This window comes from Spirosoma rhododendri, from assembly GCF_012849055.1.
Lineage (GTDB): Bacteria > Bacteroidota > Bacteroidia > Cytophagales > Spirosomataceae > Spirosoma > Spirosoma rhododendri.
In genome coordinates this window covers 527,106-552,972 of the sequence record NZ_CP051677.1, presented here as the reverse complement: position 1 = coordinate 552,972, position 25,867 = coordinate 527,106, and the positions used below count along the sequence as shown (strand labels likewise).

General features: G+C 56.8%; 16 protein-coding genes. 7 read left to right on the top strand and 9 right to left on the bottom strand.

Annotated features, from left to right (window positions below):
- The first annotated feature begins 109 nt into the window (after positions 1–109).
- Positions 110–979, top strand: coding sequence for a DNA/RNA non-specific endonuclease (locus tag HH216_RS02070; RefSeq protein ID WP_254448650.1), 870 nt, complete (start codon positions 110–112; stop codon positions 977–979).
- A 312-nt stretch (positions 980–1,291) separates the two neighbouring features.
- On the opposite strand, the gene HH216_RS02065 is transcribed toward HH216_RS02070, so the two are convergent.
- Both HH216_RS02065 and gnd read right to left on the bottom strand, forming a co-directional pair.
- Positions 1,292–2,356: a fatty acid desaturase family protein gene (locus HH216_RS02065; RefSeq protein ID WP_169549281.1), complete on the bottom strand. Its 1,065-nt coding sequence runs from the start codon at positions 2,354–2,356 to the stop codon at positions 1,292–1,294.
- A gap of 224 nt (positions 2,357–2,580) precedes the next feature.
- On the bottom strand, positions 2,581–3,477 hold the full coding sequence (gene gnd / locus HH216_RS02060) for a phosphogluconate dehydrogenase (NAD(+)-dependent, decarboxylating) (RefSeq protein ID WP_169549280.1): 897 nt from the start codon (positions 3,475–3,477) through the stop codon (positions 2,581–2,583).
- Between the two features lie 389 nt (positions 3,478–3,866).
- Between gnd and HH216_RS02055 the strand changes: the two genes are divergently transcribed.
- Positions 3,867–6,038: a tetratricopeptide repeat-containing sensor histidine kinase gene (locus HH216_RS02055; protein ID WP_169549279.1), complete on the top strand. Its 2,172-nt coding sequence runs from the start codon at positions 3,867–3,869 to the stop codon at positions 6,036–6,038.
- Complete coding sequence (locus HH216_RS02050) at positions 6,001–6,645, top strand: response regulator (RefSeq protein ID WP_169549278.1); 645 nt, start codon at positions 6,001–6,003, stop codon at positions 6,643–6,645. The genes HH216_RS02055 and HH216_RS02050 overlap by 38 nt, the downstream gene beginning before the upstream one ends.
- 30 nt (positions 6,646–6,675) lie before the next feature.
- Here the strand turns inward: HH216_RS02050 and HH216_RS02045 are convergent, their stop codons facing one another.
- The 6 genes from HH216_RS02045 to gcvH all read right to left on the bottom strand — a co-directional run bounded on the left by HH216_RS02045 (position 6,676) and on the right by gcvH (position 10,892).
- Positions 6,676–7,035: a VanZ family protein gene (locus HH216_RS02045; RefSeq protein ID WP_254448648.1), complete on the bottom strand. Its 360-nt coding sequence runs from the start codon at positions 7,033–7,035 to the stop codon at positions 6,676–6,678.
- 20 nt (positions 7,036–7,055) lie between these two features.
- Complete coding sequence (gene gldF, locus HH216_RS02040) at positions 7,056–7,775, bottom strand: gliding motility-associated ABC transporter permease subunit GldF (RefSeq protein WP_169549277.1); 720 nt, start codon at positions 7,773–7,775, stop codon at positions 7,056–7,058.
- 26 nt (positions 7,776–7,801) lie between these two features.
- Positions 7,802–8,314 (bottom strand): DUF4199 domain-containing protein, encoded by a 513-nt coding sequence (locus HH216_RS02035; RefSeq protein ID WP_169549276.1) that lies wholly within the window; start codon positions 8,312–8,314, stop codon positions 7,802–7,804.
- A gap of 48 nt (positions 8,315–8,362) precedes the next feature.
- Positions 8,363–8,857, bottom strand: a complete 495-nt coding sequence (locus HH216_RS02030) for a DUF4199 domain-containing protein (protein WP_332871451.1) — start codon at positions 8,855–8,857, stop codon at positions 8,363–8,365.
- A 273-nt stretch (positions 8,858–9,130) separates the two neighbouring features.
- Positions 9,131–10,423, bottom strand: coding sequence for a dihydroorotase (locus tag HH216_RS02025; protein WP_169549275.1), 1,293 nt, complete (start codon positions 10,421–10,423; stop codon positions 9,131–9,133).
- Between the two features lie 88 nt (positions 10,424–10,511).
- The gene (gene gcvH, locus HH216_RS02020) at positions 10,512–10,892 is read right to left on the bottom strand and encodes a glycine cleavage system protein GcvH (RefSeq protein WP_169549274.1); all 381 of its coding nucleotides are present in this window, start codon (positions 10,890–10,892) and stop codon (positions 10,512–10,514) included.
- A gap of 101 nt (positions 10,893–10,993) precedes the next feature.
- Between gcvH and HH216_RS02015 the strand changes: the two genes are divergently transcribed.
- Positions 10,994–11,944 (top strand): bifunctional helix-turn-helix transcriptional regulator/GNAT family N-acetyltransferase, encoded by a 951-nt coding sequence (locus HH216_RS02015; protein WP_254448647.1) that lies wholly within the window; start codon positions 10,994–10,996, stop codon positions 11,942–11,944.
- Between the two features lie 265 nt (positions 11,945–12,209).
- Complete coding sequence (locus HH216_RS02010) at positions 12,210–14,048, top strand: sensor histidine kinase (protein WP_169549273.1); 1,839 nt, start codon at positions 12,210–12,212, stop codon at positions 14,046–14,048.
- Between the two features lie 98 nt (positions 14,049–14,146).
- Here the strand turns inward: HH216_RS02010 and sov are convergent, their stop codons facing one another.
- Positions 14,147–21,814 carry a T9SS outer membrane translocon Sov/SprA gene (gene sov / locus HH216_RS02005; RefSeq protein WP_169549272.1) on the bottom strand — a complete coding sequence of 2,556 codons (7,668 nt, stop codon included), beginning with the start codon at positions 21,812–21,814 and terminating at the stop codon, positions 14,147–14,149.
- Positions 21,815–22,100: 286 nt separating this feature from the next.
- Between sov and HH216_RS02000 the strand changes: the two genes are divergently transcribed.
- Entirely contained in the window at positions 22,101–23,528 is a 1,428-nt protein-coding gene (locus HH216_RS02000) for an alpha-L-fucosidase (protein ID WP_169549271.1), read from the top strand.
- A 194-nt stretch (positions 23,529–23,722) separates the two neighbouring features.
- A complete protein-coding gene (locus HH216_RS01995; protein ID WP_169549270.1) occupies positions 23,723–25,753 on the top strand; it encodes a S9 family peptidase in 2,031 nt (676 codons plus the stop codon).
- Positions 25,754–25,867 lie beyond the last annotated feature (114 nt).

Sequence of the window (25,867 nt, the reverse complement as noted above, 5' to 3'; positions counted from 1 at the left end):
GCAGCGAAGCGTCTGTTTCAGATCAGTTTAGCGTTACAGTTGCGGTGAGTACTCGATTCTTACGTAAAGTTCATCAGGAATGGTAGCAAAATCAATTCGGCTTTTTGGTATGAAGCAAACAATTCTCCTTTTCCTCGGGATCAGCCTGTTTGTCAACGGCTGCCGACGTCCTGTATTGCCGGGTGGACCACCGACCGCTCCGCCACCCATCGGTAGCACGGAGCCTACCCGCGACGATAACCTGGCGCTGGGTAGCCCAACGGCGAACCTGCCTGAAGGCGACGACAATTTTATAATCCGCCGACCAACCTACGTGCTGTCGTATAACCGGCAGCGGGGCATTGCCAACTGGGTGAGCTGGCATCTGAGTACTGCGTGGAAAGGCGACGCGAAACGTGCCAATGAGTTCCGCCCCGACCCGATGATTCCGGCGAGCTGGGCCGTTATCCGCACGAGTGATTACAGCAACACGGGCTTCGACCGGGGGCATCTGTGCCCCTCCGACGATCGCGATGGGTCGCCCGAAGACAACGCCACTACGTTCTTTTTATCCAACATCGTGCCACAATCTCCGCGTCATAACCGGGAGGTCTGGCGGTTTCTGGAGGAGTACGAACGTAAGCTGATCGACACTGGCAACGAAGTTTATATCATCGCTGGCCCCAACGGAACGGGCGGAACGGGACAGAACGGACCGGCCAACGGCATCGCCAATGGCAAGATTACCGTACCGGCGCTGCTCTGGAAAATCATCGTGGTACTGCCCGTTGGCTCCGACGATCTGAACCGAATCACCACCAACACACGTGTCATTGCGGTTGGTATTCCCAACGTCCCGACCGCTGCCGACAAGCCGTGGCAGGCTTACCTGATGAGTGTCGACGCACTGGAAAAACTAACCGGCTACGATTTCCTGTCGACCGTCCCGACCGACGTGCAGCGTGTCATCGAAGCCCGGATTGATGGAGGAAATAGTTGAGGGGAGTTGGATAGTTTTAGAGTTGTAGAGTTGAATAGTTATAGAGTTGGAAAGTTGAGCCTGTTCTATTCCCAGGTCTGTGAAGACACATACCGCTTGCGATGGCTGGCGCATGAATGTCTGCCTCCGTGGCGCGGTGAAGACACAGACACAAGGGAGTAGAGTAGGGCACAGACGCCGGTTTTGTACAAAAAAAGAGCGGGTTGCTCTGACGCAGGAAATAGATCCATCGCGTCAGGGCAACCCGCTCCTTTTGTGCCAGCTCTCATGCGCCAGCAACTACAAACTATAAACTACAAACCTCGAACTAACCTATGCGGCCACCGGCTCGGCAACCGTCAGGGGGATACGCTGCGTGCGGCTGCGGAGTAGTTCGATCGCTTCCTGCTCGTTGGCGAAAACACCGTTGACGTTGACCATGTGCTTCGCCAGCCGGTCGTAGCGACGGCGCATCAGCAGAAAGAAAATTTGCAGGAAATCGAGACCATCGAAGACGACCGCTTTGTGCTGGGCGTATTTATCGATGGTTTTCTGGAAGAAGCCAGGGTGCTCGGTCCAGTGCATCGCCGGGCGGATGTGGTGGCTGATGTGATAGCCGTCGTTCCAGCACTTTTTGTTGTACTTCACGTTGATGCACGTGATGCTGTTTTTGTAGGCATTACCCGGATCTTCGCTGCACACAAAAGCGTGCTGAGTCCAGTTGCCGAGCATGGCGATCAGTCGGTAAATAAACATCGGCAGGATAAATACCGCCACCGTAGCGGGCCAGTTGACAAAGCACAGCCCAATGCAGAACGCGATGAATAACAGTTCACCAATCATGGCGCGCTTCGCCAGCTTGTCCCGGTTTTTCCAGCGCAGATAGCCCAGCAACTCGTGGACGCCCAGCAGCAGAAACTGTCCGAAATAGGCCATGAAACTACGCAGGCTGTCGCGCTGATAGGTCATGGTGCTGCTTTCGTCGTCTTCGAGGTTATTTTCCGAGTGGTGCATGCCGATGTGGTGGCTGTAGTACGTTTCGGGCGAGTGACCGAAAAACGGGGCTACAATCCACGGAATGTACTTGTTCATCCAGTCGTATTCAGACTTGAAAAACTGCCGGTGACTCGTGCAGTGCAGCATCAGACCAAACGGCCCTTTAAATACAAAGTTGCTGATATAGAAATGGACAGCCGCGATACCCCACCATAGCGCCCCCGTCACGAAGGGCATAAACAGGAGAATAGACAGGGGAATGAGCGTCAGCGAAATTTTAAGCGTCAGATAGACAAATGGCAGATCGCGTTCGTCTTTGATAAAGGGTAGCAGCGCCTGATCGAGACGAGAATACGTACGACCGGTGAAAACCGGGTCGTGGATGGGGCCAAGTGTTTTCATAGTTAGTACGGCGGATGATTGAGATATGAAGGATAAGTAGCTAAAAAAAACCGGCGAATGTTAAACAATCCGCCGGTTGTCAACAGGTGCCTCAGGTAAGTAACGAAGCAAGTTTACATAGATTTGATTGTCGACTGGATAATGAAGCTTATTGGGTACACAGTTGTAGTCAGAGACTGTTTCCCAGACTCATTACCAGCCGTATAAGTCGAAAAAAGACGAATCTACTTTTTCTCGACCGCGTGGCCGCCAAATTCGTTGCGCAGGGCTGCCACTACTTTACCCGTGAAGGTGTCGTCTTGCAACGAACGGTAGCGCATCATCAGCGACATGGCGATAACGGGCGTCGGTACACCCAGATCGAGGGCGGTTTCGAGCGTCCATTTGCCTTCGCCCGACGAAAACATCCGGCCTTTGATCTCGTCCAGCTTCGGGTCCTTGCTGAACGCGTTCTGCGTCAGCTCCATCAGCCAGCCGCGAATAACCGAGCCGTGGCTCCACATCTTGGCAACCGCTTCAAAGTCGATCGGGAAATCGCTCTTGTCGAGTACTTCGAAGCCTTCGGCAATCGACTGCATCATACCGTACTCGATACCGTTGTGCACCATCTTGACGAAGTGGCCACTCCCCGACGGACCCGTGTAGAGGTAGCCGTTTTCGACAGAAATATCCGTGAATACGCCGTGCAGCGGCTCAATCACGTCGGCGTCGCCACCGACCATCGTACAGGCACCGTTGAGGGCGCCACTCATGCCGCCACTCGTGCCGCAGTCGAGGTAGCCGATTCCTTTTTCCTTGAGGTAATCGTGCCGCCGGATCGAATCTTTGTAGTGCGAGTTACCACCGTCGATCAGGGTGTCGCCGGATTTGATAACGCCCAGCAGTTCTTCGATGACTTTGTCGATCAGCGGTCCAGCCGGAATCATCAGCCACAGTATCCGCTTCTCGGGCAGTGAGTCATACAGTTCCTGCAACGTATAGGCACCTTGTGCGCCCTGCTCTTTGATGGAATCAACCAACGTCCGATTGACGTCGTAGCCGACAACGGTATGACCATGACGGATCAGGTTCTTGACAAGGTTGAACCCCATCTTACCCAGACCAACAAATCCAATGTGCATAAAAATCAATGGTTAGTGGGCCTCAAATTGGCGAATTTTCGCGAAAGGGTAGCCGTTGTTGGCCACTTTTTAACCGTATGAGCCATTCGACGGTCTGCAACTATCGCCTGTCGGGCGGGCGGGAAAGCACCCGGCTGCCCGTACTCGTTCCCCGATGCGGAAACGTTGGGAATGCCGGGCCGGGCAGCGCCTGAAACACAAACGCCCGACTAAGCAGGGAGCTTATCGGGCGTTTGCTGCTGACCAGCAAGCGGTTAAGCGGTGCTGGCCAGTCAATCGTATGGTGTGGAAAGAAGCAAGATGATACAAAAATGCCCGATTGATAAAGCGGTTCCTATACCACGTTCGGGGTATTTTTACTCCTCCGCAAAGGCTGTTAACTTGGCGATATGTACCGAGGTCAGTCTAGTCGCTATGTCGTCATCACTCTTCTGCTTGCCGGACTACTGATCGGGTATTGTCAGCCGTCGGTTGGTCAGCCGATACCCGCCCTGTTGAGCAACCGACGGGGTAATGTGGCGTATATGGACAGTATGGCGCGGGTAATCAAACAGCACTACGCCCGGCTGGCTACTACCGCTGCTACCCCACGCACCGATACCCTTCTGTTTCAGTGCCTGTATCGCCTGTCTCAATTGTATCAGGTATGGTCCGGGCGTCGCGACAGCCTGCTTTACTTCGGGAATGAGCTGGTGCGGCAGGCTCATGACCGGAAAAATCTGTTTTACGAGGTAAACGGTAAGCTGCTGCTCGAAGCCTACTACCGAACGGGCGAAATAAACACGCCCAAAGCGTTGCGGCTCAACCTCGATGTGCTCTCCCTGATTCCGCCGGACAAGTACTACGATAACGTTCGATTTCAGGCTAACCTGCATCTGGGTAGCCTGTACAAACTGTCGACCGAATACGCCAAAGCGCTCCACTACACCGAGTTGGCGCGGCAGGTTATCATCCGGGATACTGTGTATCGGTCGGCCATAACAAACAGCCTGCTCATTGATCTGGAACAGCACGTGGGCAGTATCTACAACCGGCAGGGGCGGTTTCAGGCCAGCGAACAGCACTACCTGAAAGCCGAATCGATGCTGAACCGTACGTCTTCCGAAGCCGAATACGGGTACGTTTTTGATGACCTGGCCGAACTGTATCTGAAATATGGTCACTACGGGCAGGCGCTGCATTATGGCAAGAAAGCGGAAGCTGTCTGGGAGCGTATCAAGTCGACAGGTGAATCGAAAGGGTGGGGAACACTGGCCAGTATCTACGCCGGGCTGGGTAACGACGAACTGGCGATCTGGTATGCTCAGAAAGTACTGCACCTGGCCCGGCCAAACAAGTTTGTGCTGGAGCAGGCCTACAGGACTTTGTATCTGGTGGCCGAGCGGCAGCACGACTGGCAGCGCGCAATGGGTTACTACAAACGGTACGTAACGGTTCGCGACAGTATCGAAAGCGACCGGCGCGGGCTGGAACTGATGAGCATCGAGAAGCAGGCTGAATACGATCAGCTGGCGTTGCAGAGTAAGCAGGCGCAGCAGCTACAGGCCGAACGGGTGCGAACTGTGGAGCAGGAAAAGCAGCTGGTGCAACTGCGGGCTGACGCAGAGGCCGATCGGCTCTACCGGCGTAATCTGCTAACCGAAAAGCTACGGATGCTGGACAAGGAACGGGCGGACGCCCAGATTGCCCAACAGCAGGCCAGGCACCGACTCCAGCAACAGGATTTCGATCGGACGGTGGAGCAGCAGGCCGATCAGACACAACGCAACTGGCTGTTTTTCGGCTTCGTTTCGACCCTGTTGCTGCTGGTTGCGCTCGGTCTGTTGTTGTACTCGACCCGGCTCCGCAAGCGACAGGCCGACGCCAACCTACGGCTGGCCTACGAACGCAAGGCCACCGACGCCCGCATTATCCAGACCCAGGAATCGGAGCGGGCGCGGCTGGCGGCCGATCTGCACGACGACCTGGGCGGTACGCTCGCTACGCTGAACCGACGCCTGACCGATATGCAGGACCTTGTGCAGGATGATGCGGGTCAGCAGGCGTTTGCCGATCTGGTGCCGCTGGTGCAGAAAAGCAGCGACGACCTCCGACGAATTGCGCACAACCTGATGCCGCCCGAATTTGCCCGGATCGGTCTGCGCTACGCGCTGGAACAACTGGTGCAGAGCCAGCCGCTCGTACCAACCCGGTTTACGTTTCTGGTATCTGGGAATGAACGTCGGCTGCCACTCGATACCGAACTGAATCTGTACCGGATCGTGTCGGAGCAGGTTCAGAACGTCAACAAGCATGCAAAGGCGGGCCGGGCGGCCGTTCAGCTGCTGTACTACGACGATAAGCTGACCATCACGGTTGAAGATGACGGACTGGGTAACCGAACGACTTTAGCGGGTAATTCGCCCGGAATTGGGTTAAAAACGAGTAAATTACGGGCTGAATACATCGGAGCAACGCTGTGGCGCGACGCGAGTGAAGCCGGTACGCTGGTTGTTCTGGAAATCACCTACCCACTCCACATCCATGAACCGCCCCAACCCCGCCCGCCTGCTACTGATTGACGATCACCGTATTTTCAACGACGCGCTGGTTAGTTTACTCAGCACCCAACCCGACCTGATGATCTGTGGACAGGTGTTCGACGCAGCTGATGCGCTGCCCGCCATCCAGCGTACCAGCCCGCATCTGATTCTGCTCGATATAAACCTCCACCATAGCAACGGCATCGACCTCGGCAAGACCATCATGGCCAACTTTCCCGCCGTCCGGATTCTGATGCTGACGATGTATAACCAGACCCGGCTGATGGACGAATCCCGCCGGGCGGGCCTGCACGGGTATATGCTCAAGGAGGCCAAAACGGCCGATTTACTGCGGGGTATCCGGGCGGTACTGGCCAACGAAACGCACTTTGTTGGTGAGCTGGCAAACAAAGCTGCGCCCATCGACGACGCGTTCGGCGACGAATTTGCCCGCCGGTTAAACCTGAGTTTTCGGGAAGTAGAAGTGGTGGCGCTGGTTCGGGAAGGGCTGAACAATGAGCAGATAGCCGCCCGGATGCATATCAGCGTCGAAACGGTGAAGACACACCGCAAAAACATTCACTTCAAATTAGGCATCACTAAAGTCACCGACCTGATCCAGTTTGCCCTCCGGCACGGGATATAGGGGAAGCGCGCCTGAACGCGCAAACAGCCTCTAAACGACTTTCGACAGGTACCGGTTAATGGGTAGGGCGAGCAGGATACCGATGCAAACGCCAGCCGTATCGGCTACGGCATCGGCCAGATCGCACGACCGGTTGATGGGCATGATACCCTGCCAGATCTCGATCAGGACGCCGTAGAGAATACCCGCCAGCAACACCTTGACGGTACTTTGACCCGCCAGCCGCCAGAGAAAACCGAAGGCCGCGAAAATGGCGATGTGCGTCAGTTTATCCCGGTTCGAGAGCGATTCCGGCACGCTTTCACCCGGCCACGAGCACCCGATAAACATGATGATTGTCCACCCGATAGCCGCGATCAACAGCAGTTTTTTAAAGATCATTGTGTTCATAGCGTTTTTGGTCTACACTCTTACCGGTTCAACCGATTGACGGTCAGCCATAAAAAAAAGGCCATCAGGCTCAACAGATAAATAACGTTGCGGGAGTCGATCAGGCCACGACCCAGCGCGCGGTACTGCTCATCGAGGGCGAAATACCCCACGTAGTAGCCCGCGCTGCCCAGTATCGGCAGGCTGGCAATGGCGCCCAGCCCAACAAACAGCAGAAAGCACAGAAAGACGCCCAGCACGAAAGCAACCACCTGATTATCATTGAGCGACGAGGCCCACAACCCGATGGCGACAAACACGCCCGCCAGCAGCAGCAACCCTGTGTAGGCACCGAACACCCCCGCCGAATCGATGTTGCCGACGGGCGAGCCGAGCTGATACAGCGTCAGATAGTACAGCAGCGTTGGGAGCAGGGTAATGAGCACCAGCAGCCAGCAGGCCAAAAACTTGCCCCCCACTACGCCCCACCGGCTGACGGGCTTGGTCAGCACCCATTCGAGGGTACCGCTGCGGACCTCGTCGGCAATGGTCCGCATCGTGATGGCCGGTACCAGAAACAGGAGTACGTAGGGTGTCAGGCTGAAAAAAGCGGACAGGTCGGCGTACCCGGCGTCCAGCAGGCTTGTATCCGGAAACACCCACAGCATCAGCCCCACAGCCGTCAGAAAAACAGCCATGATGATGTACGCGATGGGCGACGAGAAAAACTGATTGATTTCTTTACGAAAAATAGCCAGCACGGATAGCGATTGGGGTAAGGTGCGGGTTAGAACAGGGGGCGATTCCGGCGCAGCACAGCCGCGACGATCAGGGTCAGCAGCACACCCATGATGATGGTACCGAACACACCCGATACAAAAACGAAACCGGGCGACTGAAATTTTTGCGCCAGCTCCATCGCCTTGTCAATCTGATCGTCGTCCATGCCCTGCTTCTCCAGCTGTTCGCGGGCTCCTTCAATGGTCCGCTGCTGAATAGTCGGGTCGATAACAACGTTGTAGAACGTAATAAACGCCGACGACAGCAGCCCCGCTACCGCCGATAGCAGCGCGCCGATACTCATTCCTTCGCCGTAGGTGAGAAAACCTTCGTTTGCGCGCCGGTACTCCTGCAAGCCCAGCACCAGAAAGCCAACCATCGCCACCAGCGTCAGGACTGAAAAGCTGGGGTTGCCCGCCGGGTTGGTCATGTACATAATCAGGGTAATCAGAATCAGCACGAGACCCAGAATACCGCCCCATTTGAGGGCAATGCGCGCCGAAGAAGGTTGTTCGTTCATGGTAACAGTGGAAAAGAAACGATTGGTTATAGAGAGAACACAGAGTAATTACTGCCGGTAGATACCGTAATCCTGTTTGCGAAAGATCAACGAAATAATCAGCACCGGCAACACGGCCAGCGCGGTTTTCTTGGTCATTTCGTCGGGCAGCAGCACGCCGGGTGTCATCGCGCTGACCTTCTGCCACTGCTCGGCAAACGTTTCCGGCCCGAACTGATCGACCAGTTGTTTTTTGCCTTCGAGGAGCAGCTTTTTTGAGTTAATGACGTATTCCGCAAATACGTCGGGATTGACAACCGTGACGAAAAAATAAATGAGCCATCCTGTCAGCAGGGCGGCTATCGTGTTGAGCACGTAGCAGATTGTAATGCCTTCCCACAGGTGGAGCGTGCCCTTGCCTACGTGCTTCCGGTAGTACCAGACGGTCGCAATCATCATGATGATGACGATGCCGAAGTCGAGCACGCGAATGTTGCCCAGCGGGGGAATGCCCAGCGCGTACAGAGACAGGAAGTAGATGAAGCAGAAAAGCCCGGTGATCAACCCCCGAAGACCGGATATTTCAGCAGCGGGTTGTTGAAGTAAGACAGAAAGGTATTCATATCAATATTTTCAAAGTCTATGGGTAACCATTCGATGAGTGATATACCACGCAGCTGAAACATGCACCGGCACAGCAGAAAACTCAACCATTGACTGTATTTTGTCCCCGGCAGCTTCCAGCTGTCGGAGCCGCGTCAGCGGCTAATCAGGTAATTGCACTTAGCCTACGGCTCCGACAGCTGGAAGCTGCCGGGGACAATGTAATTAATCGATTCACTTAACCGTGAAATGCCCGCCAACCACCGTGCCCAATACCCGGCCAGTCAGGGTTTGGCCCAGAAATGGCGAGTTGTGCGATTTTGAGCGTGTTTTGGCATACGTCCACGACTGCGTGGGGTCGAAGAGCGTCAGCGTAGCGGGTTCACCTTCGGCAATGTGGGTAGCGGGTAGCCGCAGAATCTGCCGGGGGCGGGTCGTTAGCCGGTCGATCAGGAGCGACAGCGGCAGGGCGCGGTTGTGGGTCATCAGCGCGGCAAAAACCGTTTCCAGACCGATAATCCCGAACTCCGCCAGGTCAAATTCCAGATTTTTGCTTTCGGCATCCTGCGGAGTATGGTCCGATACAATCGCGTCGATGGTACCATCGGCCAGTCCGGCCCAGAGCGCGTCGACGTCGGCGGCAGAGCGGAAGGGCGGGTTTACTTTCAGGTTGGTGTCGAAACCAGCCAGGTCGGTATCGGTGAAAACGAGCTGGTGAACGGCAACATCGCAGCTAACGGGCAGGCCCTGTGCTTTCGCCTGCCGGATCAGCTCGACCGACCGGGCCGACGACAGGGTGGAGAAATGCAGCGCAGATGGCCGATCGCCGGTCGATTCTTCGCTGTCTTCCAGCACGTAAGCCAGCAGCCGCAGGTCGCGCTCGACGGCAATTTCTTCGGCCAGCGCCGGTATACCTTTCATACCCAGCAACGTACTCTGAATCCCCTCGTGCATCTGCCCGTACCGGGTCAGGGTGGCTTCTTCGGGCTGATTGATGAGCAACCCGCCGATGGGTTGCAGGTATTGCAACGTCTTCAGCAGCAGATCGGGGTTTTGCAGCGAGTGCGTCCCGTCGGAGAAGGCGACCGCCCCGGCATGGTGCAGATCGATCATGTCCGTAAAGTCGACCCCGGCGGCTCCCTTCGTTACGGCTGCCAGTACATGAACCCGCGCGTCGAGTCCGTCGCTCATTCGCTGTACATAACCCAGCGCGCCTTTCGCGTCGATAACCGGCTGCGTGTTGGGCAGGAGGGCAATGTCGGTGAAGCCGCCAGCCGCTGCCGCCCGACATACGCTCGTGAGGTCTTCCTTGTGCTCGAAGCCGGGGTCCTGGGCCAGCACCCGCATGTCGAGCCAGCCCGCCGACACGTGTAAATTATCGCCTTCGATTATCCGGATACCGTCGGGAGCCGATAGGTCAGTGCCAATCTGCCGAATCAGGCCGTTTTCAATCAGCAGATCGACCGCTTGCCCATCGTGGGCCGAAGTCGCATCAACAATCCGGGCCGCGCGAATAAATAGGTTCATGAAGAAAGTTGCTCGTTGCGTTTTCATAAAAAAGGCTCCCCCGGCGCGGTGCTGGTGGAGCCTTCTTATTGGTATATAGTCAGAACGATCAGGCTCCCACCAGTTCCTGATAGGCGTCGACGCTTAGCAGGCTGTCGAAATCGGTGTTGGCCGGTTTGATCTTGATGATCCAGCCATCGCCGTAGGGGTCGCTGTTGAGCAGTTCGGGCTTTTTCTCGACCGCGCTGTTGAGTTCCAGAATCTCACCTTCGAGGGGCAAAAACAGATCAGATACAGTTTTAACGGCTTCGACCGACCCAAATACGTCGCCCTGCGCCAGCGACTGACCAACCGACGATACGTCGACGAAAACGATGTCGCCCAACTCGTGCTGCGCAAAATCAGTGATGCCAACAACGGCCGTTCCGTCGGCTTCCAGCCGAATCCACTCGTGGTCCTGCGTATATTTCAGTTCTGCGGGGAAATTCATTTCAGGTACGTGATTTATGGATGCAAAATACGGTATTGCGACCCGCATTTGCAACGGACACTAGTATTCTGTTAATTGCATAAGGGCTTATATAAAAACCTATGCAAAACGATTTCTTTCAGAGAACAGGCGCCATGGCGCTGGGTAGCCGACTGCGCCAAACCAGCGACCGGCTCACGCAGGAAGCCGCCAAAATATACCAGCTATACGGTCTGGAAATCGAACCGAGGTGGTTTCCCGTGCTGTACACCCTGAGTCAGCAGGATAATCAGTCGGTGGCCCAGTTGGCAGTATCCATCGGTCATTCGCAGGCGTCGGTCAGTCAGATTGTGAAGGAGATGCAGGGGCGGGGCTACGTGCACGTCGCCAAATCGGCCGATGATGGGCGCAAAACGATAGTTACCCTGTCAGAGAAAACGCAGCAGCAGCTACCGCTTCTTCAGGAGCAGATTGCCGATGTCGCCCAGGTTGTCGATGTGCTACTGGGTCAGATGCAGCACAATATCTGGCAGGCACTCGATGAGCTGGATTACCTGCTCGATCAGCAGAGTATGCTGGCCCGAACCAGTCGGCAGCGCAAACAGCGCGAGAGCGGCCGGGTCGAGATTGTCGCGTATGAGGAGTCGTATCACGACTCGTTTCGGCGGCTGAATCAGGAGTGGATCACGACTTATTTCACCATGGAAGCCGCCGATTATCAGGCACTGGATCACCCGTACGAAAAAATTATTCAGCCGGGTGGCTGCATCCTGATGGCCCTCTACGACGGCGAAGCTGTTGGCACGTGTGCGCTGCTGAAGATGGACGACGAAACCTACGAACTGGCGAAAATGGCGGTCTCGCCCCGCGCGCAGGGCAGACATGTGGGCTGGCTGCTGGGGCAGGCCGTACTCGAAAAAGCAAAACAGCTGGGTGCCACAACGGTGTATCTGGAAAGCAATACGATCCTGAAACCCGCGATCAGCCTGTATCACAAGCTGGGTTTTGAACGCGTCAAAGGCCCGGCTTCGCCCTACAAACGGTGTAACATCCAGATGAAACGGATACTGTAAGAGTGGCTAAAATCCGGCGGATGCCAGTAGCTGGTCTCAGAATGAGCCTGTGCATATTCGTTGCGTCATCAGCGACAGGCAGCATAGCGGATGGGCTAACTACTATTTCTGCTGGTCGGTAAAAACATAACTCATTGACAGCCAAATTTATGCGCTTCACATACATGGTTTTTGTTATTTAGTATTTCTTCATACGTTGTTGTCAGGATTTGAATAGTTTTAAGCTTTCCCCCGATTCATGACGCGACTTCTATCAACACTGTTAATGCTGGTTACTGCCTATACGTCACTGCGGGCGCAATCGGCGCGGGTAGTCATTGATTCTATTGGGCAGAAACCCGATACGGTACAGATAAAAATCTGCCGGACTGCCACCGACAAGTTCGTTGACAGGGGGCAGTTCGACGCGGCTGATTCAGTACTGCAATACGCGCTGCGGCTGGCTACTAAAAATGGTAAGCCCGCTGTGCTGGGGAACGTGTACCGGTCGATGGGGTATCTGGCCAAGCAGCGGAGCGAATTTCCGAAAGCGCTGGACTATTTTCAGCGGGCCATTGCCCTGCATCGGCAGGCCGGTAATCACGGGCAGGTATCGAACCTGCTGGTTATGATCGGACACGTTTATGAGCGCGTCAACGACGACACCAACCGGGGTAACTATTACCGGGCGGGGCTGGCCGAAGCGCAGCAATACAAGCTGGTCGGGGCGGAGGCTGATGCACTGTCGAACATGGCGAACTACTACGACAACGCCCGCCATCGTTCCCAATCGCTGGCCTACAGTGAAAAAGCGCTCCGGCTGTATAAGCAAATCAACGAAGACTGGGGCTACCATGTGCTACTGCTCAACCGGGCTATTACCCTCAAAAACGCCGGTCGGCTTGCTGAGTCGGAAAGTGCCCTGCGGGTCTGTCTGGCCTGGGCTAAGAAAGCCAACGAGCAAGCCGTTGAAGGAGCCGTATATGCCAATCTGCCCAATACACTGCTGCTGTTGAATCGCCCGGCCGAAGCGGCTACGTATGCCCGGCTGGCCCTGGCGCTGGCTCCAAAATCGGGCGAAGCCCTCACGATGCAGAAAGAAGCGTACGACGTTCTGACGCGCATTGCCGAGTATGAGGGCAATTACAAACAGGCGTTGGCATATCATCGGCAGTACATAACCTTCAGCGACAGTCTCCTGACGCTGGAGAAAAGTCGGCAACTGATCGAAGTTGAAACCCGCTACCAGACGGCAAAGAAGCAGGCTCAGATCGGGCAACTGGCCACTGACAACGAGCGGCAGCGCAACCAGCTTTTGTGGCTGATTGGGGGAGCGTCGGGGCTGATGATACTGCTGGGGCTGCTATTCTGGCAATACAGAATCATCCAACGTACCAATGCTCGACTAGCTGACACCAACCGGACGATTTCGGCCAACAATGTACAAATCAGCCAGCAGACCGATCAGTTGAAAACGCTGATGCAGGAATTGCATCACCGGGTCAAAAACAACCTCAGCATCATCTCCAGCCTGCTGCGGCTTCAGTCGAACCGGTTGCAGGATAAGGTGGCCGCGCAGGCCGTACTCGATGGACAATTGCGCGTCGAAGCCATGGCGATGATTCACCACCGGCTGTACCAGAGCGATAACGTAAGTCGCCTGAATATGCAGGAATACATCCGGGAGCTGGCTCACGAACTGATGCGTGCCTACAATTTTGCGCCGGCCGATATTGACCTCGACATCGACGTAATGCCGCTCCAACTCGATGTCGACGTAGCGGTGCCGATTGGGTTGATCCTCAACGAACTGCTGACGAATGCCTTCAAATACGCGTACCACAGCGTCGATAAACCGTACCTGTTTATCCGGTTCGGGCCACCCGTCGACAGCCCCGCGACGGACGAACCCCACACGCCACTCCAGCTTATCGTGCAGGACAACGGGCCGGGTATCGACACGCAGCAGTGGGGGCGGGGCAACTCGTTCGGGCACCGGCTAATTGCGTCGTTAAGCAAACAACTCAACGGTGAAATTCATGTCGATGGCCGTAACGGAACCCGCTTCGAGTTGCTCATTCCAGCCGAAGAGTTGATGAATCGTTATGCGGCCAAGAGCGTGTAGACTGGACCTCCAGGTCCGGGTGCCCGTTAGGGCAACTATTCAGGCGGCAGCTTTTAGGCCGCTGTCGCGGCCAGGCTACACGGCGCTACCCGGCTGCGCTATTCAGCCAGGTTGAATTTGACCTGAATACCACCGGCGGTGGTGGCCCGGCGGAACGAGTTCGATACGAGCGGATCGTTGAAGGTGCGGTCGAAGTAGAAGTTCAGGTTTAGTCGACGGCTGACGATGTAGCTGACCTGTGGGCGCAGCTGGAAATTGACGTTACCGGCCGTAATTGTCTGCTCCGCGTCGAGTTTGCGCTGAATGGCGCGGGTGTCGCGCAGCGTCAGGTTCATCGAGAACGTCAGGTCGTTTTTCAGTTTCTTGTAAGCCCCGTTAATGCGGAACGGAACGCGAATGTTCTGCTTCGTAAATCCGATCGACGCCGTCAGGTCTTTGTTGGTCAGTTCGGCCACCTGCGCGTTGGAAAGGTTCAGCGCCACGTCGCGGCTTTGGTTGTATTCGAGCCGCCCACTCACCCGGCTCTTGGTTTGGAACTGCACACCCAGCATCGGCGCAAATTTCTCCGACATCGTGATCGTGCTCATCGCAAACACCGGCACATACTGACCGAGCTGATTAACCGCCGACGCCAGTGGGTAGCCCTGCACCGACAGGTTTACGAAGGCCGCGCCGTAGTCGAGGTTCGAGATGAAGTTACCCACGCTGTAGTTCGACGTGTAGCTGTGCGTGATGGTGAATGCGCTGAACTTGTTGCGAATCAGCGACAGCCCCGACAGCCCGTTGTAGTCGACGCGCCAGTTGGGCAGCGGGAAACTGTAGAACGGCGACAACTGCGCTTTCTCTTTCGGCTGACCACTGTAGGCCGCGAAAAATGCCGGAATCAGCACGTCCTGCGAGTTCTTGTCATACCGTCCGCGTGTGTCGGGGTTGGTGGTCGCCAGCCGGTCGAGGAAGTATTGACGGTATTCAGCGAAGCGGTCGAAAATGGGCGAGGTGTTGTTGTCGCGCAGGCCGGTGAAGGCGGTACGGAACGACCAGAACGACATCGAAAACTGCCCGTTGCGTACTGGCGTCTGCGTTTCGAATGGCCCACCGATCGACGCTGGCCGGAAATATTCCTGGTACGCGTCGGTGCGGGTCAGCCGCCATTCAACCTGCATCCGGAAATCCTTGAACGGCTCCAGCGTGGTGCGGGCATTGAAGTTGCGCGACAGGTTCTGCTGAAACGCCGTGTTCTGCACCGTACTCGGCGACAGCCAGCCTTTATCAGCCGCTTTGTAGGCGATGCTCCGGTCCTGTCCACCCAGCACGAAGCCCAGGCCCGGCGCGCCGTTGCGGTCAAGGCCGAAGAAGCGGGGCGTCGGCAGGAAGCCCGGCAGAATGGTCGACTCCTGCACCGTATACGAGAAGTTGATGCCGCGAACAGTGAGCAGGGCGCGGGTGAAGTTTTTCAGGATTTTGCTTTCGCCCCGTTCAATCTCTTCGATGTCGCCGGGGTTGCGGGCGAAGTTTTTCCGGATTGGTGCGGGGGTGTTGGCGAAGCGCAGGTACCGGATTTTGTTGTACAGCCGGATTAGGTCGACACGGCCGGTAATGCCCCGTTCGCGGTTGTTGCGCAGAATATTGCCAAACGGCACGTTGAGCGAATCGGCAATACCGTAGGAGTTGGCCTGAAACTGATAGCCCATCGCGTAGACGGCGTCGGCCGCCATCCAGTCGAGCAGCGGAATCTTGTCGAGTGGCAGGCGGTAGGTAGCCCGGATGTCCTGCACGTAGTTTTTCAGCCGTCCGAAGCGTCGCAGACTACTCAGCATCGAGTCGCGCTTGGCCTGGGTATTAATGTCGCCCGCCGGTTCATCGATGATGGCGTTGGCCTGGGCGTGGTACGTCACGATCAGGCTGCGTGTCAGGTTCCAGGTCAGGTCGTAGTAGCGGTTGAACAGGAAGTATTTTTCGTATTGTGGCAGAATATTGTCCGTCGTCAGGTCGGAATTACGGAGCTGCGTTTTGATGAAACTCCGGTCCAGATCAGTGCGCAGCGACACCAGCGAGGGCAGGGGCGTCAGGTTGAAATCCTTGAGCCAGCGCAGGTACGGGGCTTCGAACGACGCTTTGTTGCGGAACGGCTCGAACGTCTTGGGCTGCCCCGCGAAGGTGTACGACAACCCACCCCGGTTCTGCTGCTGAATGTACTCCTGCGTCAGAATGTTGGTGCGTTTGACGTCGTTGAAGGCGTAGGTCAGGGCGAAGTTTTCGACATCCCAGAAGTGCGCTTTGGCATTGGGGTTTGTCTTGATCTTCCGCACGTTGGAGAAGTTGTAGCCGCGCCGGGTGGTGTTGTCCTGCACCAGCATATTGTACGCCCCCCGGTCTGATTCGGGCCGTGTCGAGAGCGAGGTCGTCAGCGGTACGTCGGGGTCGAGCGGGTCGAAGTGGGGCGTTATGTTGCGGTGGTCGTAGTTGAGATACAGGGGAATCTGTAGCCCCCACTTAGCCGGCAGAAACTTGCCCACCGACAGGGCCGAGGCCACGCTGAACTCGGTGGTGGTTTCGAGGGCGCGGTCGCCGATACGGGTCTGCACACCGCCAAAACCAAACGTCTGAATCCGGCCCGAAGCCGTGAGCGTACCGAGGTCGGCCAGCTTCATGTTGACGGCGGCAATGGCGGCCATACCCGCGTGCTGATCGTAGCCGTAGGCGCGCATCTCATCGACCCACAGCGTGAACGTCTCGGCCCGTTCGCCGTCGTTGGCCTGCTTCGGGTTACGCATCCCGATCATCACCGACTGCACCGCACTCAGGTCGGGGTTACCCACGACCGTAATTACGTACCGGCCATTGGCCGACTGCGCCGAAAACGGCAGACCGGTCCGGCGGGTTAGTTGCAGGTTGCGCTGGGCTTTCAGGTTGACCAGTTCCTCAAACGAAATGTCGAGGTTGTTGGCTTCAGGCCACACCTGCAACCGGAAATTCTCGTCGTTGATATCGCCCGTCACCCCGTCGCGGGTGGCCTGTAGATTCGGTACTTCGATCTCGTAGTAGTTGTCGGTATAGTCGGTACCGAGCCGCACAAACGCCGAGACATTGCCGCTGGTGTTATTAGGGTTGTGCATGTGAATAAACATGCGCAGCGACTGCCGGAACAGCAGGTTGAAATTGGTGTTGCGGAAGGCCCCCCGCGAGTCACCGTCGCGCAGGTTGGTCACGCTCATCCGCATCGACTGCTCGTTCAGCTCCACCGTGTTCACCTGCGTATAGTCGCGGTCGCGGACGTAGCCCGGCGGTACGGTGTAGGTGTACTTGGTTTGGTTCTGTGTAGTTGTAGTGTCACTGTTTTCTTCCACGTTGACCGTCGACACCGTAAACTGGGCGTCGTAGGGTTCGGGTACTTCCTGCAAGCCACGCTGATTCAGGTCGCCGGTGTACTTGCGGTACTGGTTGGCTTCCATCTGCAACTGGGCAAAGCGTAGTACGACCGGCTGAGAAAAACCCGTCAGGTACATCCGCATGAACCGGATCGACTTGAAGCCGTTGATGTTGCCCACCTTGCGCAGGTATTCGCGGATCGGAATACGGAACTGATACCAGGTAACGGGTTCGCCACCCTGCACGGCTGGTTTCACTGTTACCTTATCGACGATATATCCTTTACCTATGTCTAACTGACCAGGTTGCAGGCCCAGTTCGTACTCGTAATAGGCTTCGGTGTCATTGATGGTGTTGTCGATATTAAGGTCTTCGATGTCGGGCAGCGTGGTCGACGCCGGTGTCAGGAACTGGTTGGTCGTGGTGTTTTCGGGCGAGTTGTTTTCCATGCCCATGAACTGCTTATAGCGCGCCACGATGTACCGCTCCCGGTCGGCTTCTTCACCCAGGTAAAACTTGAAATCGTCGCCCGATGGGTCGTTCAGAATAGCCGACAGGGCGTTCGGGTCGGTAACCCGCGACCGCACCTGATTGAGGTAGTCGCTGAATTTCTGCTGTTCGCCGTTGCTCACGCGGCTGCCCAATCCGTCGAGGCCGATGTCCTGCTGATCGCGGCCACCACTTTGAAAGGCGTTCGTAACGAACTGCTGACGTGGCGCCCGGCCCCAGGCGGTATTGTCGGTGCCGCCGTTGATACGCGGATCGTTGTTTGTACTGTCGATGGGGTAACCGTTTTCAAACTCGTACCGGCTGTCTTTCATCACGTCCTCCGACACGTCGCCGAGGTTGAAGACCAACTTGCCCCCCGTGTCGTTATTAACGTTCTTACTGGGGTCGGCACTCCACCGGATTTTACCCGCTTCATTCTGCACGAAGGGGTCCATCAGCCAGAACGTCAGGTTCTCGATGTTGGCGTTGTCGAAGTCGATGTCCGACGCGATAGCCCGCGTTACCGCGCCGAAGTTCTGGCGCGGGTCGTTGTTAAGCGTACCGTCGCTGCGCAGGTTGGGGTTGTAATTGTACATGCCCCGCTCCGAGGGAAAGTACGACACGTCGAGAATACTTTCGGGCAGGTTCACCACCCGCACCGACCGGCCGGGAAACAGATCCTGCGGCAGGAAGTAGCGTTCGTAAGCGTACTTGTTTACTTCGTCGGGGTCGATGTTGGAGGCTACCCCCACCTGACCGGGCGTGTACAACGACGGGTCGACAGAGTAAACCGACATCCGGGCGCGGTTGTAGGCCGATTCGAGCGGGTTCTGGAACGAACCCTGCGAAAACTGCTGCGGGGTGCTGCCCAGCCGCCACCGCGTGGGCTGGCGCGTCAGGTCGAAGATGGTGCGGGCGGCCTCAAAATCGTCGAGATAGCTTTCGTTGCGGGCGCGTTGGTTGGTGCCCGGCAGCAGCTGCGCCACTTCGCCCGTCGCCTGAATCGTCGACATCTCTTTGGTCTGCACGTTGGGCAGCTTGTCGAGCAGGCGGGTCAGGCCGGGCAGGTCTTTGCGGATGTTGGCGTTGATGCCCAGAATCGTGTTGTTGACCGGCTCATTGCCCAGCGCCACACGGGTCAGGAACCCGGCGGGGGTTTCCTTCATGTGCATGGCCGTCAAGCCGATGCTGATGTCGCGGCTGATGGCGTAGTCGAGTCGCGTACCGATCAGGGTTCTGATCTGGTTCTGAAACAGGTCGGGCTGTTCGTAGCCAATGCGGATTTCGCGGCCGGAGTTGGTCACGCTTTCGTTGATGATCCGCAGCCGTCCCGTCTGACTTTCAAAGACGTAATCGGCTCCCGGTGCCAGCGGAACACCCCCCGCCGTGACGGTGATCGACTGCTCGTTGACACCGTAGGGTAGCTGCACTTCGGCCCCGTTGCCCGACTGAAACGCGCCTTTCAGGAAAAACTTGTTTTTGTCGGCAATCTGCTGGGCGTCGGCCAGTGTCGTGCGGTACAACTGGCTGAATACGTACTTGGCCCGCAGGTTTTCTTCACCGTTGGTAAACTGCGCGTTCAGGTACGACCCAAACGGTTCGAGCACCGGGAAAATAACCTTGCCGAGCGTACTGTTGATGGTGATGTTCTCGACGTAGTCGAAGTTACCGTCGGGCTGCGCGTCGAGTTGCTGGTTGAGCCGGTCGAGGCCGAATACCCGAATCAGTGGCTTGTTCTGAATCAGCACGCCCTCCTGCAAGTTGGGGTTGTCGATACCCGTCAGGTCGTCTTTGTAGATCACGCGCAGCTGGAAACCCTGCCGCGAAATCTGCCCCGTGTTGATGGAATAGATGTTTTTCATCATCAGGTTCCACATCGGCAGTTGCAGGTTGTTGCGCAGCGTGGCCGATTTCAGCAGCTTCAACACCAACACCTGATCGACCGGGCGCGACTGGTAATCTTCGGTCAGCTCACCGACTTTGTAGCGCCGACCCTGATAGGTGTACTCGAAGGCTACAGCCAGCACTTCGTCGTTGCGCAACGGGGTGATGAGCGAGATATAACCGAGTTCGGGCTGGAGTTTAAAATCACGGTCGGTCAGGCGTTTGGCTCCGCGCAGAAAATCGAAGTCAGTACCTTTCGTCAGACCAAAATTTGTCGTCAGGGCTTCCGTCGTCTGATCGACCTGCCGGAAGGGGGCGTTGGTATTGTTGGTCAGCTTGGCGTACAGGCCGTTGGCTTCGTTGGCGGCCACCGACCGGGTGTTGATCGGTTGCAGGTTGGGGTTGGCCGTGTTATACGGATTGCCTTCCCCGAGGTCCTGAAAACCGACGATGTTGCGCAGCGTTTCGGTGGTGTTGGTTCGGTTAGTCACGTACACCTCTACCCGCGTTACGTTTACGCCCGACGTTACCTGCGGCAGCGTTTTCAGCGACCGTTCGTAGTTGCTGCGGAAAAACTGCGACAGGAAGAAGTGCCGGTTTTCGTCGTATTGATCGGCCCGAATTTCAAACGGCCGGTTCGAGGTGCCGCCCCGAATGACGATCTCGCTCTTGCGTGACCGCTGCTGCGACGCGACGACCGTGGCGTTGAGTTTGCCGAAGCGCAGCTGTGTTTTCACCCCAAACAGGTTCTGCACCCCCGGAATCAGCTGACTGTTGACGGCCCAGCTGATGTTGCCCACTTCCAGTCCCTGAATGATGCTTTCGTTCTGCGGCTGAAACTGGCCCGGCGTCGGTAGTTGTCCGTTCATACCGGGCAGGGTAGGGGCGGTGGGCAGGTTGGGAACGCCCGGTAACCCGCCGGTTCCCAGAGCGGGCAAGCCGCCACCGGGCCGGTAGTTGACCTTCAGCGCATTCTCGAAGTTAAAGGCCGCTTTGGTGTCGAAGTTGGCCAGTATGCCCAGCCGTTCACCGATTTTGCCGTTGAAGTTGATGCTGATCTGCTCGTTGAACAGGAAGTTACCGTTCCGACGCTGTCGCACCGGAATCACGGGGTTGTCGATAAACTGGTAGAGGTAGCCGAAATCGAGCGTAACGAAGCCGTTGGGCTTGAAATCGACGGTGCTGCCGCCAAACAACCGGTCGACCAGTGGGGGCAGTTCGAGTTTAGGAAACAGGCCCCGACCCGTCAGGGCGTTCTGCCCATCGCTGCTGGCACCGTATTCACGCCAGATGCTCCGTTGTACCCGGTCGTTTTGCAGCTGATTGTAGGTCGAAAACGGAATTGTTTCCGAAGGGCGGAAGGGCATACCGAACTGCGACGGCGGCAGCACGACCCCCGGCAGCGGTTCGCCCGGTGGCAGCGTACCGGGCGTCACAACAGGTGCGGTCCCGCTGCCCGGCGTAGCGACGCCCGGCATGGATGTGCCCGGCATGGATGTGCCCGGCGATACACCGTTGGTTTGCCCCTGCACGTTGTTTTGCATGGGCGTACCTGACAGCGACACGCCCGACCGAACACGCTCCGATACGCCCACGCGCCCGTCGGGGCTGAGCAGGAAGTCGGTCGAAACGCCTTTAGGGTCACGCAGGATAAAGGGCGAGCGTGAGGGTCGGTCAGAGAAGCGGGTCGCCCGGCGGTCGGGCCAGTTGACGGTTGGTCGGCGGTTGGCCGAACGCAGGGCGCGCAGGCTGTCGGTGCGGTTCTGGTTGACCTGTTTGATAGAATCGGCCCGGAACTGGGCGCGACGGCGGGCATCGGCGCGGGCCGAATCCGTCAGCGCCTGTTGCCGACGCCCGGCGGCTCCCCGGCGGGCGGGTGGCGTCTGCGCCAGACCCGTTCCCGCACCGATAAGCAGGCCGATCAACAACAATAGCAGTCGTTTGCTGGCCAGCGTCCACTTCGCCCGACCAGGGGTGAAGTGATTAATGGTCAGAGAATTACAAACGAAGTAGGGGTGGGTCATTGACTAAACGTGCTGATTCTGGCCAGGGCTTTGACAGGCGATGACTATCCTTAAACGGCCAAAATCGCGCCAACTGTCTAGGGAAGCGGTATATTTTTTAATCGGCTTTAAACCTTTTGGGTCCATTGTTGTTGGAGCCGGTTTCCCACAAAGCTAACCGATGCGGGGCAAGAAAGAGGAAAGACAGAAGCAGAAAGATAGAACTATCGGTAAGCCCCCTTTTTTCTCGCGCCTTTCCTGTTTCTTCTGATTTACCTTTGCTGGTCTAACTTGTCATACAACCCATATGAAACACGCCCACTGGCTTACCGCTATTGGCCTGACGCTGGCCATCGGCGCATCGGCGCAGCAGCATTCCGAACAGAACAACAGTCATTACATGGCCCCCACTGATCCGGCCGTGAAACAGAAATTGAGTCAGTGGCAGGATACCAAATTCGGCCTGCTCATGCACTGGGGTACCTACAGCGAACGCGGCATCGTGGAATCGTGGTCGCTCTGCCCGGAGGATGAAGGCTGGTGCGAACGCAAAGGCCCGACGGCGGTCAATTATTTCGAGTACAAGAAGGGTTACGAAGGGCTTCAAACGACCTTCAACCCCGTGAAGTTTGCGCCCGAACGCTGGGCCGAAGCGGCTAAAAGTGCCGGTATGAAGTACATGATCTTCACGACCAAGCACCACGACGGCTTCTGCATGTTCGACACTAAACAGACCGACTACAAAATCACCGACGCCAAAACACCCTTCTCGACCAATCCGCGCAGTAACGTCACCAAAGAGATTCTGGACGCCTTCCGCAAGCAGAATTTCATGGTCGGCACGTACTTCTCCAAGCCCGACTGGCACACCGATTCGTACTGGTGGCCGTACTTCCCGCCCAAGGATCGCAATGTCAACTACGACCCGAAGAAGCACCCGGAGATGTGGACGAAGTTTAAGGACTTCACCTACAACCAGATTCAGGAGCTGATGACGGGCTACGGCAAAGTCGACATTCTCTGGCTCGACGGCGGCTGGGTGCGTCCGTTTAGCACCATCGACACCACGATCAGCTGGCAGAAAACCATTCCCTTCGATCAGGACATCGACATGGCCCGGATTGCGGCAATGGGTCGTAAGAACCAACCCGGCCTGCTCGTCGTCGACCGGACGGTGGAGGGCGAATTCGAGAACTACGCGACCCCCGAACAGACCATCCCCGACAAGTACCTGCCCATACCCTGGGAGTCATGCATGACGATGGGCGATAGCTGGTCGTACATTCCGAAAGAAAATTTCAAACCCGCTCGTAAACTGATTCAGACGCTGGTCGATATCGTTGCTAAAAACGGGAACCTGCTGCTCAACATCGCGCCCGGCCCGGATGGCGAATGGCACGAAGAAGCGTATTCGCGACTGAAAGAAATCGGCAGTTGGATCGCCGTCAACGGCGAGTCGATTTACGGCACCAAGCCGATGGCACCGTACCGGCAGGGTCAATGGGCCTTCACGTCGGGCAACGGCGCGTCGTACGTGTCGTACCTGCCAACGGAAACCGAGACGATGCTCCCCGCCAAACTGACGTTGCCTAAATCGGCGAAAACGATCACAGTTCTGGGTGTGAAGCAAGCCCTGAAAACGACCAAAACCGCCGACGGCGTTAGCGTCGTTATTCCCGAAAAAGTCCGGCAGCAACTGGCGAAGCAACCCGTCTGGGTATTTAAGTTGGTGTAGCGTGTAGCCTGGTACCACGTAGCCTGGACCGGTCCGCCGGTGCGGTCCAGGCTACACGTATCGTCAGGCTACTTTTGTCGCAGACCGGTGCGGATTACATACCACCTAAGCAGTCTTATAAGCCCCTGATACAGGAATTTGTACACTGTATCAACGGCTTTTTTAGCTTCGTGTAAAACCAAACCAATCTCCCTATGAACGCTCTGATTTACCGACTGATGGTGATCGTCGGGCTGCTGCTACCCATGACTATGCAGGCCCAGCAACCGGCTCTCATCGACCGGCAACTGATCTTCGGCGACCCCGAAATTTCGGGCGCGAAACTCTCCCCCGACGGCAAATTCATGTCGTTCATCAAGCCCTACAAAGGCACCCGAAATATCTGGGTCAAGAAAACAGCCGAACCCTTCGATGCGGCTAAACCCATGACCGCCGATACGACCCGGCCCGTTCGCGGCTACTTCTGGTCGCGCGACGGGAAGTACCTGCTGTACTCGCAGGATAAGGGGGGCGACGAGAATTTCAACGTCTACGCCGTCAACCCAGCCGAGATACTGAAGCCGGGGCAGGACGTGCCCACCGCCCGCGACCTGACGCAGCTTAAAGGTGTTCGCGTGGCCATTTACAATGTACCTAAAACCGACCCCAACGCGCTCTACATCGGCCTGAACGACCGCGATAAAGCGTGGCACGATCTGTACAAACTAAACCTCGCAACCGGCGAAAAAACGCTGCTCCGCAAAAACACCGACCGGATCTTAGGCTGGAATTTCGACTGGAACGACAAGCTGCGGATGGCCAGCCGGTCGCCACAGGATGGCAGTACCGAACTGCTGCGCGTCGACGGCGATTCGCTGGTGAAAATCTACAGCACTACGCTCGAAGAAAACAGCTACGTGGCGGGTTTTCAGAAAGACAACAAACGGGCGTATCTGGTGAGTAACAAGGGTAACCGCGATCTGACCCAATTGCTGTTGTTCGACCCGGCAACCGGCAAGGAAGAACTCGTCGAGATGGACCCGCAGAAGCGCGTCGACTTCGGCGAGCTTGCTCTGTCTGAAGTGACCCACGAGCCGATCTTCACCGCCTACACCGACGACCGCTTGCGTCGTAGCTGGAAAGACAAGTCGTACGAAAAAGATTTCGCTATGATGCAGGCCAAGTTGCCCGGTGCCGACCTGTACCCGACGTCATCGACCGATGACGAGCAGTTGTGGTTGATCTCGGCTACCAGTGCTACCGACCCCGGCGCGGTTTACCTGTTCGACCGCAAAACCAAACAGTTTACGCTCCAGTACCGCCCCCGCCCGAAACTGCCCGTTGCCGATCTGGCACCGATGACGGTGGTTCGTTATAAATCGTCGGACGGGCTGGAAATTCCGGCCTACCTGACGCTGCCCAAAGGCGTTCCGGCGAAGAATCTGCCCGTCATCATATTTCCGCACGGTGGTCCGTGGGCGCGGGATGAGTACGGCTATAATGCCTATCATCAGTTTTTGGCCAACCGGGGCTACGCCGTGCTGTCGCCCAACTTCCGCGCATCGACCGGCTACGGCAAAGCATTCCTGAACGCAGGCAACAAGCAGTGGGGCGACAAAATGCAGGATGACATTACGTGGGGTGTGAAATACCTCGTCAGTCAGGGTATTGCCGATCCGAAGCGGGTGGGCATCATGGGCGGCTCGTACGGCGGCTACGCAACGCTGGCCGGCGTAACATTTACACCCGACCTGTACGCGGCTGCGGTGGCTATCGTCGCCCCGTCGAACCTGATTACGCTGCTCAAGTCGATTCCGCCGTACTGGGAAGCGGGTCGTAAGCAGTTCTATGAGCGCATGGGCGACCCCAACACGCCCGAAGGTAAGGCGCAACTCGAACGGCAGTCTCCGCTGAACTCAGCCAGTAAGATCAAGACACCGTTGATGGTGGTGCAGGGGGCCAACGACCCGCGCGTCAACAAAGCGGAGTCTGACCAGATCGTGGTTGCCCTGCGCGACCGCAACTACCCGGTGCAGTACATCTGCGCGCCCGATGAAGGCCACGGTTTCGCCCGGCCCGTCAACAACATGGCGATGCTGGCAGCTGCCGAGAAATTTCTGGCGGCTCAGCTGGGTGGCCGCTATCAGGAGTCGATGGCCGCCGACGTCGCCAAACGCCTAACGGAAATTACGGTCGACCCCAAAACGGTGACGCTGGCCAAGAAAGAAACGGCGGAAAAGAAGTAAGTTTTCTGTTTACGATTTTCGGTTTTCGGCGGTCGTGTCAGCGATGGTTGAGGCACAAGTCCAGACTGTACACTACATGAACCGGTCGATTACGTTGTCCACGGCAGCATCCTG

Excerpts from the sequence above, each read along its gene's own strand:
- HH216_RS02000 (WP_169549271.1), top strand. The coding sequence starts at position 22,101 with ATGAAACACGCCCACTGGCTTACCGCTATTGGCCTGACGCTGGCCATC.
- HH216_RS02055 (WP_169549279.1), top strand. The coding sequence starts at position 3,867 with ATGTACCGAGGTCAGTCTAGTCGCTATGTCGTCATCACTCTTCTGCTT.
- HH216_RS02010 (WP_169549273.1), top strand. The coding sequence starts at position 12,210 with ATGCTGGTTACTGCCTATACGTCACTGCGGGCGCAATCGGCGCGGGTA.
- HH216_RS02045 (WP_254448648.1), bottom strand. The coding sequence starts at position 7,035 with ATGAACACAATGATCTTTAAAAAACTGCTGTTGATCGCGGCTATCGGG.
- HH216_RS02070 (WP_254448650.1), top strand. The coding sequence starts at position 110 with ATGAAGCAAACAATTCTCCTTTTCCTCGGGATCAGCCTGTTTGTCAAC.
- HH216_RS02025 (WP_169549275.1), bottom strand. The coding sequence starts at position 10,423 with ATGAACCTATTTATTCGCGCGGCCCGGATTGTTGATGCGACTTCGGCC.
- gnd (WP_169549280.1), bottom strand. The coding sequence starts at position 3,477 with ATGCACATTGGATTTGTTGGTCTGGGTAAGATGGGGTTCAACCTTGTC.
- HH216_RS02015 (WP_254448647.1), top strand. The coding sequence starts at position 10,994 with ATGCAAAACGATTTCTTTCAGAGAACAGGCGCCATGGCGCTGGGTAGC.
- HH216_RS01995 (WP_169549270.1), top strand. The coding sequence starts at position 23,723 with ATGAACGCTCTGATTTACCGACTGATGGTGATCGTCGGGCTGCTGCTA.
- sov (WP_169549272.1), bottom strand. The coding sequence starts at position 21,814 with ATGACCCACCCCTACTTCGTTTGTAATTCTCTGACCATTAATCACTTC.
- HH216_RS02050 (WP_169549278.1), top strand. The coding sequence starts at position 6,001 with ATGAACCGCCCCAACCCCGCCCGCCTGCTACTGATTGACGATCACCGT.
- gcvH (WP_169549274.1), bottom strand. The coding sequence starts at position 10,892 with ATGAATTTCCCCGCAGAACTGAAATATACGCAGGACCACGAGTGGATT.
- HH216_RS02065 (WP_169549281.1), bottom strand. The coding sequence starts at position 2,356 with ATGAAAACACTTGGCCCCATCCACGACCCGGTTTTCACCGGTCGTACG.
- HH216_RS02035 (WP_169549276.1), bottom strand. The coding sequence starts at position 8,314 with ATGAACGAACAACCTTCTTCGGCGCGCATTGCCCTCAAATGGGGCGGT.